Below are 14322 nucleotides of genomic sequence, written 5' to 3' on the forward strand. Positions count from 1 at the left end.
CCGTATGAACGAACAGCAGATTCTTCTCAGCGTCGGTGGTATCGGTGCCGCTGCGCTTGCCTGCCAATGGCTGGCCTGGCGCCTGAAACTACCAGCGATTCTGTTTCTGCTGCTGGCCGGGATCATCGCGGGGCCGGCACTGGGCTGGCTCGACCCCGAGGCGCTGTTCGGCCCGTTGCTGATGCCGCTGGTGTCGCTGGCCGTAGCGCTGATCCTGTTCGAAGGCAGCCTGACCCTGCACCTGTCGCAGTGGCGCGAGATCGGCAGCGTGGTGCATCGCCTGGTCACCGTGGGCGCATTGGTCACCTGGCTGGTGATCGCCCTGGCGACCCACTGGTTGCTCGGGTTCGACTGGCCGCTGTCTATCCTGTTCGGCACCTTGACCCTGGTGACCGGCCCCACGGTAATCGTGCCCATGTTGCGTGTGGTGCGGCCAAAGTCGACCATCGCCAATATCCTGCGCTGGGAAGGGATCATGATCGACCCGATCGGCGCGCTGCTCGCCGTGGTGGTGTACAGCTTCATCATCGCCAGCGCCGACGGCAACGGCCTGAGCCACAGCCTGACCACCTTTGCCGGGGTGATTTTTTGCGGCACTGCCCTGGGCGCGGCCGGTGGGTGGCTGCTGGGGCAGATCATGCGCGAGCAGTGGCTACCGGAGTATCTGCACAACCTGGCCTCGCTGGCGGCTGTGCTGGGTATTTTCATCGCCGCCAACCAGATAATGCACGAGTCCGGGTTGCTGGCGGTGACCGTGATGGGGATGTGGCTGGCCAACATGCGCGGGGTCGATGTGCGGCAAATCCTGCACTTCAAGGAAAACCTCAGCGTGCTGCTGATTTCCGGTCTGTTCATCCTGCTAGCTGCGCGCCTTGACCTGCATGCCCTGCTGGGGCTCGGCCCGGCAGTATTGGCATTGCTGCTGGTGATCCAGTTGCTGGCACGCCCGCTCAACGTATGGCTGGCCACACTAGGCTCGGCACTCAGCTGGCGGGAGCGCACGCTGCTGGCGTGGATCGCGCCACGCGGTATCGTTGCCGCGGCCGTTTCGGCGATTTTCGCCATCCGCCTGCACCAGGCCGGCCACGAGGACGCCTTGCTGCTGGTACCGCTCACCTTCGCAGTGATCATCGGCACGGTGGTACTGCAAAGCGCCACGGCCAGGCCGCTGGCGCGCCTGCTGAAGGTCGCCGAACCGGCACCCAGCGGGTTTCTCATCGTCGGTGCCAACGGGCCGGCCCGGGCCATCGCCAAAGCCCTGCAACAATTGGGCTGCCGGGTTTTACTGACGGATTCCAGCTGGGAAAACATTCGCGCCGCGCGCATGGACGGGCTACCGACTTATTTTGGCAACCCCGCCTCGCAGCATGCCGACGCCCACCTGGACCTGGTCGGGCTCGGGCACTTGCTTGGCCTCTCCCCCGCCGGCGAAATCAATGCCCTGGCCTGCGCCAGGTTCCGCCATGATTTCGGCCACGGCCGGCTGTTCGTGCTGGCAAGCGGCCTGGAGAAACAACGCAGCGACAAGCATCGGGCGGCCGAGGAGCACCGCGGGCACTTGCTGGGGGCCAGCTCGATGACGTATCTGCAACTGGCCAACCGCTTGCATCAGGGCGCCGAGCTGTACAGCACCAACCTGACCGAAGGCTTTGATTGGGACGCCTACCAGGCCCTGCACGGCGAGCGTGCGCACTTGCTGTTTGCTCGCGACGGGCATGGCTGGGTGCATGTAGCCAGCCCCGACAACCCGTTGCAGCCGCAACCGGGGTGGACCTTGGTGGCACTGATCGAACCAGCGCCGCAAGCATGATACTCAGGCGCCTGGCAGCACCGGCACCGGGCGTTTGTCTTCATCAATGGCGACGAAGCTGAAGACACCGTGAATCGCCCGCTCGCGGCCGTCCAGGTACATGTTCTCGACAAACACGTCCACCTGCACCTGCAGGCTGGTATTGCCGACCTTGATCACCGAGCCCACCAATTCGACGATCGAGCCCGCCGGGATCGGGTGCTTGAAGTCGATGCGGTCAGTGGACACGGTCACCAGCGGCAGGCGACAGAAGCGCGTGGCGGCAATGAACGACACTTCGTCCATCCAGGCCAGGGCGGTGCCGCCAAACAGGGTGTTGTGGTGGTTGGTGGTGTTGGGGAACACCGCCTTGGTCACGCGGGTCACCGACAACTCGGTGCGGCGCTGGATTTCCTGGTCTCGGGTAGTCATGGCAATCACATCTTCGGGGGTTCAAAACGCAAAAAAGCAGCCCGAAGGCTGCTTTTTTCTCGCTAGGCGGCCTTGGCCACCGGGCAAACTGTCCTCAGGACAGTTTTTCCTTGATGCGAGCGGCTTTGCCGGACAGGTCGCGCAGGTAGTACAGCTTGGCTTTACGCACGTCACCACGACGTTTCACGGCCAGGCTGTCGATTTGCGGGCTGTAGGTCTGGAAGGTACGCTCAACACCAACGCCGCTCGAGATCTTGCGCACGGTGAAGGCGCTGTTCAGACCACGGTTACGCTTGGCGATAACAACGCCTTCGAACGCCTGCAGACGGGAACGCTCACCTTCCTTCACTTTAACCTGAACGACAACGGTGTCGCCTGGTGCGAAGGTCGGGATTTCCTTGCTCATCTGCTCTGCTTCGAGCTGCTGGATGATTTTGTTAGTCATGCTGTGCTCCTAAGGTGGACAAACGTGATCCACCATCGATACGTTAACTATCGTTCCGCTCGCGGAGGTATTCCTCGAGCAGCTTTTTCTCTTCTCCAGAAAGTGAGCGACTTTCCAGAAGATCGGCGCGTCGTTCGAAGGTCCTACCAAGGGACTGCTTCATCCGCCATCGCCGGATATGTGCATGGTTGCCACTTAGCAACACGTCGGGAACACGCTGATCCGCATACACCTCAGGTCGGGTGTAGTGCGGGCAATCCAGCAAGCCATCGGTGAAGGAATCTTCCTCCGCCGAGCCTACATGCCCTAAAGCTCCGGGCAGCAGCCGCGTAACCGCATCGATCAGTACCATGGCCGGTAGCTCACCACCGGAAAGCACATAGTCGCCAATCGACCACTCTTCATCGACATAAGCATCAATAAAACGCTCGTCAATGCCTTCATAACGGCCGGCGATCAGGATCAAAGATTCCTGTTCGGCCAAGCCTTTGACCGCTTGCTGATCCAGCTTGCGGCCTTGTGGCGAAAGATAGATTACCTTTGCCGTTGCTCCGGTCGCTTGCCTGGCACTGGCCAGCGCATCTTCCAGAGGCTTGATCTTCATCACCATCCCCGGACCACCGCCAAAAGGCCGATCATCCACCGTGTGGTGGCGATCACTGGTGTAGTCCCGCGGATTCCAGCAAGTGACTTGCAACAAGCCCTGCTTCACCGCGCGGCTGGTAATGCCGTACTCCGTAATGGCCGAGAACATCTCGGGGAACAACGTGATGACTTCTACGCGAAGGTTACCCATCAGTTAGAAATCCGCGTCCCATTCGACCCGCATCACACCGGCTTCAAGGTCGACTGCCAGCACACATTGCGCCGTATAGGGCAACAAGCGCTCACGGTCATCCAGGCTGCCTGCGCAAGGCTTGACCACCATTACATCGTTCGCGCCGGTCTCCAACAGGTGATCAACCGTGCCGAACAGCTGTTCGTCCTGGTTGATGACTTTCAGACCGACCAACTGGTACCAGTAGTACTCGTCGTCCGTCAGGTTGGGCAAAAGGCTGCGCGAGATGCAAATCTCGTAACCGCTCAGAAGACGCGCTTCGTCACGATCGTCGAGCCCTTTGAGCTTGGCGACCAGCTCCTTTTTATTGGAACGGCCACTGACCAGCTCGACCTGCTTGACCGACCCTTCGCGCCGAAGCGTCCAGTTACGGTAATCCAACAGGTTTTCAATCGGATCGGTAAAGGAATACACCTTCACCTCGCCGCGAACGCCGTGAACCGAAAAAATCTTGCCAACGACGATGAGGTCGTCAGCCTTTTCTGGCGTCGCGTTCATACGGTTCAGGCAGCAGCCTTGGCCGCTTCCTTCAGCAGCTGAGCAACACGCTCAGACGGCTGTGCGCCGATGCTCAGCCAGTGAGCAACGCGGTCTTGTTTAACGGACAGACGAACTTCCTGACCACGAGCGATCGGGTTGAAGAAGCCAACCTGTTCGATGTGGGAGCCGTCACGCGGGTTACGCGAGTCGGTTACGGTCAGTTGGTAAAACGGGCGCTTTTTGGAGCCGCCACGGGCAAGACGAATGGTAAGCATTGAACATCGTTCCTGTAGTCGGTGCTGCAAATCATGATGCACAGCGGGCACACGGGTGCCCGAAAGGCCGCACATTCTCAAGGAATATACGGACATTTGCAAATGCCTTTTTACTTCAAATAAAACGGCCAGCCTGCTGATCTGCTATTAAGCCGCCTCATCATAGGGGCGGCGGTGTTCCCGCCGAAGCGGGTTCCGGTCAGTGGCGGGGTTGCCGCCACTGGCCTGAATCTGTTTACAGCTTGGGCATGCCGCCGCCGGGCATCATGCCGCCAAGGCCGCGCATCATCTTGGCCATGCCGCCTTTGGCAGAAAATTTCTTCATCATCTTCTGCATTTGCTTGTGCTGCTTGATCAGCCGGCCGATGTCCTGCACCTGGGTGCCGGAGCCAAGGGCGATACGGCGCTTGCGCGAACCGCTGATCAGGTCAGGGTCGCGGCGCTCGGCCGGGGTCATTGAGTTGATGATCGCTTCCATCTGCTTGAACTGCTTCTCGGCCGCGCCCTGGGCATTGCCCATCTGCGACAGGTTGACCCCGCCGATGCTCGGCAGCTTGTCCATCAGGCCGCCCAGGCCGCCCATGTTCTTCATCTGCTGCAGCTGGTCGCGGAAGTCTTCGAGGTCGAAGCCCTTGCCCTTCTTGAGCTTCTTGGCCAGTTTGTCGGCCTTGGCCTTGTCGATGGTCTGCTCAGCCTGCTCGATCAGGCTGAGCACGTCGCCCATGCCGAGGATGCGCGAAGCGACGCGGTCGGGGTGGAACGGCTCGAGGGCCTCGGTCTTCTCACCCATACCGATGAACTTGATCGGCTTGCCAGTGATGGCACGCACCGACAGTGCAGCACCGCCACGGGCGTCACCGTCAACCTTGGTGAGCACCACGCCGGTCAGCGGCAGGGCCTCGCCAAAGGCCTTGGCAGTGTTGGCGGCGTCCTGGCCGGTCATGGCGTCGACCACGAACAGGGTCTCGATCGGCTTGACCGCAGCGTGCAGCGCCTTGATCTCGTCCATCATGTCGGCGTCGATGTGCAGACGGCCGGCGGTGTCGACGATGACCACATCGATGAACTTCAGCTTGGCTTCGCGGATGGCCGCTTCGGCAATGGCCACAGGCTTCTGGCTGATGTCGGACGGGAAGAAGGTGACGCCGATGTCGTTGGCCAGGGTTTCCAGCTGCTTGATCGCCGCCGGGCGGTAGACGTCAGCGGATACCACCATCACGGTCTTTTTCTTGCGCTCTTTAAGGAAGCGCGCCAGCTTGCCGGCGGTGGTGGTCTTACCCGCGCCCTGCAGGCCGGCCATCAGTACCACGGCAGGCGGTGCGGCATTGAGCGCGAGGTCTTCGTTGGCCGCGCCCATCAGGCTTTCCAGCTCGGCCTGGACGATCTTCACGAACGCCTGGCCCGGGGTCAGGCTGCGCGACACTTCGGTGCCGACCGCACGTTCCTTGACGCTATTGACGAAATCCTTGACCACCGGCAGGGCAACGTCGGCCTCGAGCAGGGCCATGCGCACTTCGCGCAGCGTGTCCTTGATGTTGTCTTCGGTCAGCTTGGCCTTGCCGGTGACATGGCGCAGCGTCTGTGACAGGCGGTCGGTCAGGTTTTCGAACATGGTGATCCTTTCAGGCCCAGTAAAAGCCGAGGTTTGTCAGGCACCCTGGGGGAAATACACACCCGCCGGGCACAGCAAGGCGGCGATTATAGCGAAGTGCGGCGGCGGCGCACACCTTGGGAGATATTCGGTGGCTGCACTGCCCCCTTCGCGGGCACGCCCGCTCCCAGAGGATTTCAACCCTGTTGCGGACCTGCGCCTTACCTGTGGGAGCGGGCGAGCCCGCGAATGCCCTGACGCAAGCCTTCAGTCTTCCTTGATCAGCGGAATCTATGCCAAACTCCGTCTCTTTAAGGCTCGCCAACCAGGACTTATGGTCTCCTCTCCCAGCCTCATCCCCAACCTGATCGCTGCCGGCCTATATATAGCGGCGGCCATCTACCAGGGCTCGCACCTGGCCCAGGGCCGCAAGTCCGACAAGCGCCTGCTCGCCCTGCTGGGTACCTTCGCGGTGCTCGCCCAGGCCGGTGCGCTGTACTTCCAGCTGATCACCCCGCTGGGCCTGAGCCTGGATTTCTTCAGCGCCGCCAGCCTGATCGCCGTGGCCGTCATCGGCCTGACCCTGCTGGCCTGCCTGCGCATACCGGTCGAAAACCTGCTGGTGTTGCTGTTCCCGCTGGGCGCGGTGACGGCGCTGCTGGCGCAGTTCGCGCCGCCTGGCACCGTGCCGCTGATCAACGAAGAGCCGGGCATCCTCGCGCATATCCTGCTGTCGATCCTGGCGTACGGGCTGTTCACCATCGCGGTGTTCCAGTCGCTGCTGCTGCTGCTGCAGGACCGCCAGCTGAAGAACAAGCACCCCTCCGGGCTGATTCGCAACTTCCCGCCCCTGCAAACCATGGAAAGCCTGCTGTTCGGCTTCCTCTGGGCCGGCTGGTGCCTGCTGTCGCTGTCGCTGATCTCCGGCTGGCTGTTCCTCGACAACCTGTTTGCCCAGCACCTGGTACACAAGACCTTGCTGGCCTGTGTCGCCTGGGTGGTTTTCAGCGTACTGCTGTGGGGCCGCACCCGCCTGGGCTGGCGTGGTCACAAGGCCATCCGCTGGACGCTGGCCGGTTTCTGCCTGCTGATGCTGGCCTATTTCGGCAGCAAGCTGGTTCGCGAATTCATCCTGCATATCTGACGGCCGCTCATGGACACACTGCCGTACGCACCGCTACTCGGCACCCTGGCACTGGCGCTGCTGTGGTCGGCGCTGTTCACCACGGTGGATGCCGCCCGCCTGCTGCTCAATGGCTCGCTGCGCACCCTTGATGACGGCCAGCCCTTGCTCCCGGCCCAGGCACTGGTGCTGTGCGCCAGTTTGGGCAAGCTGCTGGTGCTGGGCCTCGCCTGCCTGATAGGCCAGCGCCATAGCGGCGAGCACGGCTTCTGGCTGGCAGGGCTGGCCGCCACCCTCACATTGCTGGTGTTTGCCGAGTACGTGCCGCGGCGCCTGGCCCGGCGTAACCCGCAGGCCTGCGTCAGCCTCGGTAGCAGCCTGCTTAAAGTGCCCCTCGCCCTCCTGCAGCCGCTGGCCTGCCTGCTGGACGGTTTCGCCAAGCTGCTCCTGCGCCCGTTCCGCGTGCAGCCTACGGCCGTGGCCCTGCACCCGCAGGAAGCCGATGATTTCGACGAAGACGAGGAGCACGAACCACCTCGCCATGGCCTGCTCGACGGCCTGCAGTCGCTGGACAAAATCACCGTCAACGACATCCTGGTACCGCGCAACGAAGTGGACGGCATCAACCTCGACGAGCCGATCGAGCGCATCATCGAGCAGTTGATCGTCAGCCGCCACACCCGCCTGCCGGTCTACCACAACGACATCAATCAGGTAGAAGCAATCCTCAACACCAAGCTGATCAGCCACCTGCTGCCCAAGGGCGACCTGACCCTGGAGGCACTGCACGGTGCCTGCTATGAACCCTATTTCGTGCCAGAAAGCACGCCCCTGCAAATGCAGCTGCTGAACTTCCACAAGCAGCAGCGCCGGCTGGGTGTGGTAGTGGACGAGTACGGCGAGGTGCAGGGCATCGTCACCCTGGAAGACATCCTCGAAGAGATCGTTGGCGAGTTCGAGGACGAACAGAGCCTGGAAAACCCCCACGTACACCCGCAGCCCGATGGCACCTTCGTCATCGACGGCAACGCCTCGCTGCGCGAAATCAACCGCACCCTGGGCTGGCACCTGCCCTGCGACGGCGGGCCGAAAACCCTCAACGGGCTGGTTACCGAAGCACTGGAAAGCATCCCGGAAAGTGCCGTTTGCCTGAAGATCGGCCGCTATCGCCTGGAAATCCTCGAAACAGAGGACAATTGTGCCAGTAAGGTACTGGTGTGGACCGTGACCCGATAGCTATACTCGGGTCACGCTTACCCAGCCCCGCCGTCACGCCTGCTACCCGCACCCGGCGTTCCACGGCCAGTCCGCTCCACTGACACGCCCCGCGGTCCTGCTTCAACACCCCGAACAGTGCCCGCCCCGCCCCTATCCCCCCTGGGCTATCGTCAGTCGGGCGCACACAACAACAAAACGCTCCGGCGTCCGCGCAACCGTGCCTGCCCTTTCGCTCAGCACACCGCGCGGGCCATGCCCATGGAGCCGGACCAGACTGTTAGGGACCTACTTAATGACAAGCAGCACCTACGCCGAAGCGCCTGCCGCGCCGGTCAACTCGCCCGCGCGGGTAGCCACTGCCAGCTTCATCGGCACCGCCATCGAGTTCTACGACTTCTACGTGTACGCCACTGCTGCTGCCCTGGTGATCGGCCCGGTATTCTTCCCATCCGGGTCGGGCACCGCGCAAATGCTGGCAGCCTTCCTCACCTTCGGCATCGCCTTCCTCGCTCGCCCGCTGGGTTCGGCGTTGTTCGGCCACTTTGGCGACCGTATCGGCCGCAAATCGACCTTGGTTGCCTCGCTGCTGCTAATGGGTGTCTCCACCACCGCCATCGGCGTATTGCCGGGCTATGACAGCATTGGCGTGTGGGCGCCGATCATCCTGTGCCTGCTGCGCTTTGGCCAAGGCCTGGGCTTGGGCGGTGAATGGGGTGGCGCGGCGCTGCTGGCCACCGAGAACGCCCCCGAAGGCAAGCGCGCCTGGTTCGGCATGTTCCCCCAGTTGGGCCCTTCGATCGGCTTTTTGGCCGCCAACGGCCTGTTCCTGACCCTGGCCCTGACCCTCAGCGACGAGCAGTTCCGTGAATGGGGCTGGCGTATTCCGTTCCTGCTCAGTGCGGCGCTGGTGCTGGTGGGCCTGTATGTGCGCCTGAAACTTGAAGAAAGCCCGGTCTTCGCCAAGGCTGTCGCCCGCCACGAGCGCGTGAAAATGCCAGTGGTCGAGCTGTTTTCCAGCTACTGGCTGCCCACCCTGCTGGGCGCTGCGGCGATGGTGGTGTGCTACGCGCTGTTCTATATCTCCACGGTGTTCTCGCTGAGCTACGGCGTGACCACGTTGGGCTACAGCCGCGAGACGTTCCTGGGCCTGCTGTGCTTCGCGGTGGTGTTCATGGCCCTGGCCACGCCGCTGTCGGCCTGGCTCAGCGACCGTTACGGGCGCAAGCCGGTGCTGATCGTCGGCGGCCTGCTGGCCGTAGCTTCGGGCTTTGCCATGGAGCCACTGCTGACTTCGGGATCGACGACGGGTGTAGCGCTGTTCCTGGCCATCGAGCTGTTCCTGATGGGCGTGACCTTTGCGCCGATGGGGGCACTGCTGCCCGAGCTGTTCCCGACTCACGTGCGTTATACCGGGGCTTCGGCGGCGTATAACCTGGGCGGGATCGTCGGGGCCTCGGCGGCACCGTTCTTTGCCCAGAAGCTGGTGAGCATGGGCGGGTTGAGCTGGGTGGGGGGCTATGTGTCGGCTGCGGCGGTGATCAGCCTGATTGCGGTGCTGTGCCTGAAAGAGACCCGTAATACCGAGCTGTAAGCAATGGGGGCCGCGTTGCGCCCCATTCGCAGCACAAGGCTGCTCCTACAGGGACGTGCGTTGCCGTTGTAGGAGCAGCCTTGTGCTGCGAATGGGCCGCAACGCGGCCCCCTGCGGTTTCGAATCAGAACTCGACCTTTACCGCCTGCGAAGCGCGGGTCGCCTTGGCCCGCGCCAACTCGACCGACTCATCACGCGCCAGGCACACGCCCATGCGGCGGGTGCCGTTGATTTCCGGCTTGCCGAACAGGCGAATGGCGGTATCCGGTTCGCTCAGCGCTGCGCCCAGGTTGGCGAAGCTGGTCTGCTGCGACTGCCCTTCTGGCAGGATCACCGCCGAGGCCGACGGGCCAAACTGGCGCACCACCGGAATCGGCAGGCCGAGAATGGCACGGGCATGCAGGGCGAACTGCGACAGGTCCTGGGAAATCAGGGTGACCAGGCCGGTGTCATGCGGGCGCGGCGACACTTCGCTGAACCACACCTGGTCGCCCTTTACGAACAGTTCCACGCCGAACAGGCCACGACCGCCCAGGGCATCGGTAACAGCCTTGGCCACGCGCTGCGACTCGGCCAGCGCTTTCGGGCTCATGGCCTGCGGCTGCCACGACTCCTGATAGTCGCCCTTTTCCTGGCGGTGGCCAACCGGCTCCAGGAAGGTGGTACCGCCGACGTGGCGCACGGTCAGCAGGGTGATTTCGTATTCAAAGTCGATAAAGCCCTCGACGATCACCCGACCCTTGCCGGCGCGGCCGCCTTCCTGGGCGTAGTCCCACGACTTCTGCAGGTCGGCGTCGCTGCGCAGCAGGCTCTGGCCTTTGCCAGACGAACTCATCACCGGCTTGACCACGCATGGGTAACCGACATCGGCCACGGCCTTGGCGTAGTCTTCATAGGTGTCGGCGAAGTGATACGGCGAGGTTGGCAGGTCCAGCTCTTCGGCGGCCAGACGGCGGATGCCTTCACGGTTCATGGTCAGCTGCGTGGCGCGGGCTGTCGGCACCACGTTGAAACCTTCGTTTTCCAGCTCGACCAGGGTGGCGGTGGCGATGGCTTCGATTTCCGGGACGATATAATGCGGCTTCTCGGCCTCGATCACCGCGCGCAGGGCAACGCCATCGAGCATGTTGACCACGTGGCTGCGGTGCGCCACTTGCATGGCCGGGGCATTGGCGTAGCGGTCGACGGCGATCACTTCGACGCCCAGGCGCTGCAGCTCGATCACCACTTCCTTGCCCAACTCGCCACAGCCGCACAGCAGTACACGGGTCGCGGTGGGCGACAAGGGGGTTCCGATACGGGTCATTTCAGGTCCTCGAAGGCGTCCGGGGCCGCGCCAGGCTATGCGCCGCCCGCTGAAAAAGGACCGCTATTCTACACCATCAACCGGCGACGGCAGCCCGTCGGGCGCGAAATGCCATGGCCAGCCACACGGCAGTGACACCGGCGAACTTCGACGCCATGGCGGTGCCGATCACTGCCGGGGTCAGGGCGCCGATCATGCCGAAAAAGATGAAGGTATCCACCGGGATGCTCAGCGCCGAGCTCAGCCACAGGCGGTCGCGCAACGGCCGGCGGGTGATGCTGAACACCAGCCAGTCGATCAGCTCGGAAATGAAGAACGCGGTGGCGCTGGCCAGGGCGATGGCCGGTTCCGAGGTGACATAGGACAGCACCAGGGCCACCAGCATGGCAACCAGCGCACCATGGCCGAAGCGGGTCTGCACCATGTCGCGCAGGATGAACACCAGGCCGCCCCAGGCGGACCAGATGATGTCCAGGTGCGGCGCGCTGGAAAAGGCGTAGTTGATCAGCACTACGCTGCTGATGTAGGCAATCAGATAGAACATGGCGGGTAGTCTATGGGCAAGCCGTACAGATTACCGCTGGCGCCCTCGACAGGCAACGCCGCTCCTACAGGATGAGGCCGGCCTCTACTGCCCGTTCATGGCACAGCTTCAGCACCGCCCGGCGCTCATCGTTGTCCATCCGCCCCCAGCGGCCAATCTCCGCCACGGTACGCTGGCAGCCCGTGCAGATATCCTGCTCGTCCAGCGCGCAAATGCTTACGCACGGCGAAGCCACCGGCCGCTCTACCACCTTACTCATCATCAACCACCAGCTCCTGCGCATAACGCTGGGCATTTTGCACGTAATGCGCGGCACTGGCTTCAAGCATGCGCTTCTGCTGCTCGGTCAATTCACGTACGACCTTGCCGGGCGAGCCGACCACCAGCGAACCGTCGGGGATTTCCTTGCCCTCGGCGATCAGTGCATTGGCGCCGATGATGCAGTGCTTGCCAATGCGCGCGCCATTGAGGATCACGGCATTGATACCGACCAGGCTGTAGTCGCCTACCGTGCAGCCATGCAGCATGGCGTTGTGACCAACGGTGACGCCCTTGCCCAGGGTCAGCGGCGAGCCCATGTCGGTGTGCATCACCGTGCCATCCTGCACGTTGCTGCCTTCGCCGATATCGATCAGCTCGTTATCCCCGCGCAGCACCGCGCCAAACCACACACTGGCATTGGCCTGCAGGCGCACGTTGCCGATCAGCGTGGCGTTGGGTGCGGCCCAACTGGTGGGGTGGCTTTCGACCCGCAGGTCGCCCAGGCGGTATTTCATGCATGCTCCTCAGGCTGGAACGCAGACGGCGGGGCAGGCCCCGCTCAGTTTTCGATATAACGCTCAGGGGGCTGGTGCAGGCTGATGCCGGCATCGAACAGCACGTTGACCAGTTCGACGATCATGATCGCCGACAACCCCCAGATCTTGTATTCGCCATAGCGGTAGCTGGGCACGTACCAGCTGCGCCCCTGATAATCGATACGGTGGGTATGATCACGCGGGTCCTGGCGGAAGAATTCCAGCGGCACGGTGAATACTGCCGCGATTTCGGCATCGTTGGCGCGGTATTCGACGAAGTCGGGAATAAGCCCGACGAATGGCGTCACTTTAAGGCCATGCAGCGAAATCAGCGGGCTCAGCGGGCCTATCACTTCCACCAGCCCAGGGGGCAGGCCGATTTCTTCTTCGGCTTCACGCAGGGCGGTAAACACCAGGTCCGGGTCTTCCGGGTCGCGTCGGCCACCGGGAAAGGCCACTTCGCCACCATGGGTGGACAGGCCCTGGGCGCGCAGGGTCAGGACCAGTTCGGGCGCTTCGCTGCGGGTGATGGGCAAAAGGACCGCCGCTTCGGGGAACCGCCGGTCGGTTTCCAGTGATGCGGGTTGGTGATTGCTCATTCGGCGAAGTAGCTCGTCCAGCATTGCGCACGCTCGTATCCAAGGCCTGCCTTGCATGATGCACCAAAGCCGCGAAGCACCCAAGCCCCCGCGCTTGCGGCGGCCCTGCCGGCGCGCCAAGATAGCCTTGAACAAAAGGGAACCCCACATGAAATTCTGCAGCGCGTGCGGCCAGCCGGTCACTCAGCGGATTCCCGAAGGCGATAGCCGCCTGCGGTATGTCTGCGAGTCTTGCCAGACCATCCATTACCAGAACCCCAACATCGTCGCCGGCGTGCTACCGACCTGGGGCAGCCAGGTGCTGCTGTGCCGGCGTGCCATCGAACCACGCCGCGGCTTCTGGACCCTGCCCGCCGGCTTCATGGAGAACGGCGAAACCCTCGACCAGGCCGCCCGTCGCGAAACCGTCGAGGAAGCCTGCGCCCGAGTCGGGCCGATGAGCCTGTACCAGCTGTTCGATTTGCCGCACATCGACCAGGTGCATGTGTTCTTCCGCGCAGAGCTGGCAGACCTGGCGTTTGATGTGGGTGTCGAAAGCCTGGAAGTGCGGTTGTTCGAGCAACATGAGATACCGTGGGGCGAGCTGGCTTTCCGCACCGTCACACGCACACTAGAATGCTACTATCGCGACCGCATCGGGCAGCACTACCCCATAGGCCATGAGTACCTGCCGCCGATGAACGTCTCGACCTCGACCTCTACTTAGAAGAAGCCTTCAGGGATACCGTTACATGCGCTGGTTGCTTGCCCTTTTCTGCCTTTGCGTTACCTCGGTGTCCCAAGCGGCTTTCACCGAGACCATCATTCGCAAGCCCGTGCCGGCAGCGCAAACGCCATCGCCTTCACAGCAGGCGATGCAACCGCTGATCGACAAGGTGCTGGTGATCAAGTCCGAGCGTCGCCTGCAACTGATCAGCCGCGGCGAGCCGCTGAAAACCTACCGTATTTCCCTGGGCAAGCAACCAAAGGGCGCCAAGGAACGCGAAGGCGACAAGAAAACCCCCGAAGGCCTGTACTGGCTGGACTGGCGCAAGCAGAGCGACCGCTTCAACCTGGCCATGCACATCAACTATCCGAACGTGAGCGATGCCGCCCGCGCCACCCGCGAAGGGGTGAGTGCCGGCAGCATGATCATGATTCACGGCACGCCGATCAACGACGAGTACCCGGAGTGGTATTTCCACACCCTGGACTGGACCGATGGCTGCATTGCCATGCGTAACCGTGACATGCAGGAAGTCTGGGAACTGGTGCGCGATGGCACGCTGATCGAGATTCGGCCCTGAAGAAAACA

The 14322-nt window shown here is 62.7% G+C and carries 17 protein-coding genes; 6 read left to right on the plus strand and 11 right to left on the minus strand.

Annotated features, from left to right (window positions below; all coding sequences use genetic code 11):
* The first annotated feature begins 4 nt into the window (after window positions 1-4).
* Window positions 5-1810 (plus strand): cation:proton antiporter, encoded by a 1806-nt coding sequence (locus tag SB765_RS13320; protein WP_410931456.1) that lies wholly within the window; start codon window positions 5-7, stop codon window positions 1808-1810.
* Between the two features lie 3 nt (window positions 1811-1813).
* Here SB765_RS13320 and SB765_RS13325 read toward each other — a convergent pair whose 3' ends face one another.
* From SB765_RS13325 to ffh, 6 genes are all read right to left on the minus strand, one after another.
* The gene (locus SB765_RS13325) at window positions 1814-2221 is read right to left on the minus strand and encodes an acyl-CoA thioesterase (RefSeq protein WP_016501229.1); all 408 of its coding nucleotides are present in this window, start codon (window positions 2219-2221) and stop codon (window positions 1814-1816) included.
* A gap of 94 nt (window positions 2222-2315) precedes the next feature.
* Window positions 2316-2666, minus strand: coding sequence for a 50S ribosomal protein L19 (gene rplS, locus SB765_RS13330; protein ID WP_003252148.1), 351 nt, complete (start codon window positions 2664-2666; stop codon window positions 2316-2318).
* 43 nt (window positions 2667-2709) lie between these two features.
* Entirely contained in the window at window positions 2710-3462 is a 753-nt protein-coding gene (trmD, locus tag SB765_RS13335; RefSeq protein ID WP_049275611.1) for a tRNA (guanosine(37)-N1)-methyltransferase TrmD, read from the minus strand.
* 3 nt (window positions 3463-3465) lie between these two features.
* Window positions 3466-4002 carry a ribosome maturation factor RimM gene (gene rimM / locus SB765_RS13340; RefSeq protein ID WP_016501231.1) on the minus strand — a complete coding sequence of 179 codons (537 nt, stop codon included), beginning with the start codon at window positions 4000-4002 and terminating at the stop codon, window positions 3466-3468.
* Between the two features lie 5 nt (window positions 4003-4007).
* Window positions 4008-4259: a 30S ribosomal protein S16 gene (gene rpsP / locus SB765_RS13345; protein ID WP_016501232.1), complete on the minus strand. Its 252-nt coding sequence runs from the start codon at window positions 4257-4259 to the stop codon at window positions 4008-4010.
* A 235-nt stretch (window positions 4260-4494) separates the two neighbouring features.
* Window positions 4495-5871 carry a signal recognition particle protein gene (gene ffh, locus SB765_RS13350; protein ID WP_016501233.1) on the minus strand — a complete coding sequence of 459 codons (1377 nt, stop codon included), beginning with the start codon at window positions 5869-5871 and terminating at the stop codon, window positions 4495-4497.
* Between the two features lie 313 nt (window positions 5872-6184).
* On the opposite strand from ffh, the gene SB765_RS13355 reads away from it, so the two are divergent.
* From SB765_RS13355 to SB765_RS13365, 3 genes are all read left to right on the plus strand, one after another.
* Window positions 6185-6994: an inner membrane protein YpjD gene (locus SB765_RS13355; RefSeq protein ID WP_016501234.1), complete on the plus strand. Its 810-nt coding sequence runs from the start codon at window positions 6185-6187 to the stop codon at window positions 6992-6994.
* Between the two features lie 9 nt (window positions 6995-7003).
* Window positions 7004-8209 carry a transporter associated domain-containing protein gene (locus SB765_RS13360; RefSeq protein WP_410931457.1) on the plus strand — a complete coding sequence of 402 codons (1206 nt, stop codon included), beginning with the start codon at window positions 7004-7006 and terminating at the stop codon, window positions 8207-8209.
* A 274-nt stretch (window positions 8210-8483) separates the two neighbouring features.
* Complete coding sequence (locus SB765_RS13365; RefSeq protein WP_016501236.1) at window positions 8484-9782, plus strand: MFS transporter; 1299 nt, start codon at window positions 8484-8486, stop codon at window positions 9780-9782.
* Window positions 9783-9906: 124 nt separating this feature from the next.
* On the opposite strand, the gene purT is transcribed toward SB765_RS13365, so the two are convergent.
* The 5 genes from purT to SB765_RS13390 all read right to left on the minus strand — a co-directional run bounded on the left by purT (window position 9907) and on the right by SB765_RS13390 (window position 13052).
* Entirely contained in the window at window positions 9907-11088 is a 1182-nt protein-coding gene (purT, locus tag SB765_RS13370; RefSeq protein ID WP_016501237.1) for a formate-dependent phosphoribosylglycinamide formyltransferase, read from the minus strand.
* Between the two features lie 76 nt (window positions 11089-11164).
* Window positions 11165-11632, minus strand: a complete 468-nt coding sequence (locus SB765_RS13375) for a VUT family protein (RefSeq protein WP_010952556.1) — start codon at window positions 11630-11632, stop codon at window positions 11165-11167.
* Between the two features lie 64 nt (window positions 11633-11696).
* Window positions 11697-11894 (minus strand): DUF1289 domain-containing protein, encoded by a 198-nt coding sequence (locus tag SB765_RS13380; RefSeq protein ID WP_341797718.1) that lies wholly within the window; start codon window positions 11892-11894, stop codon window positions 11697-11699.
* Window positions 11884-12408 (minus strand): gamma carbonic anhydrase family protein, encoded by a 525-nt coding sequence (locus tag SB765_RS13385; protein WP_341797717.1) that lies wholly within the window; start codon window positions 12406-12408, stop codon window positions 11884-11886. The genes SB765_RS13380 and SB765_RS13385 overlap by 11 nt, the downstream gene beginning before the upstream one ends.
* 44 nt (window positions 12409-12452) lie before the next feature.
* A complete protein-coding gene (locus SB765_RS13390; protein WP_341797716.1) occupies window positions 12453-13052 on the minus strand; it encodes a CoA pyrophosphatase in 600 nt (199 codons plus the stop codon).
* 124 nt (window positions 13053-13176) lie between these two features.
* Between SB765_RS13390 and SB765_RS13395 the strand changes: the two genes are divergently transcribed.
* Window positions 13177-13734, plus strand: coding sequence for an NUDIX hydrolase (locus tag SB765_RS13395; RefSeq protein ID WP_016501241.1), 558 nt, complete (start codon window positions 13177-13179; stop codon window positions 13732-13734).
* A gap of 25 nt (window positions 13735-13759) precedes the next feature.
* Window positions 13760-14314, plus strand: coding sequence for a murein L,D-transpeptidase family protein (locus SB765_RS13400; RefSeq protein ID WP_016501242.1), 555 nt, complete (start codon window positions 13760-13762; stop codon window positions 14312-14314).
* Window positions 14315-14322: the final 8 nt, after the last annotated feature.

Origin of the sequence: Pseudomonas sp. SIMBA_067 (genome assembly GCF_046534675.1) — a bacterium.
Lineage (GTDB): Bacteria > Pseudomonadota > Gammaproteobacteria > Pseudomonadales > Pseudomonadaceae > Aquipseudomonas > Aquipseudomonas putida.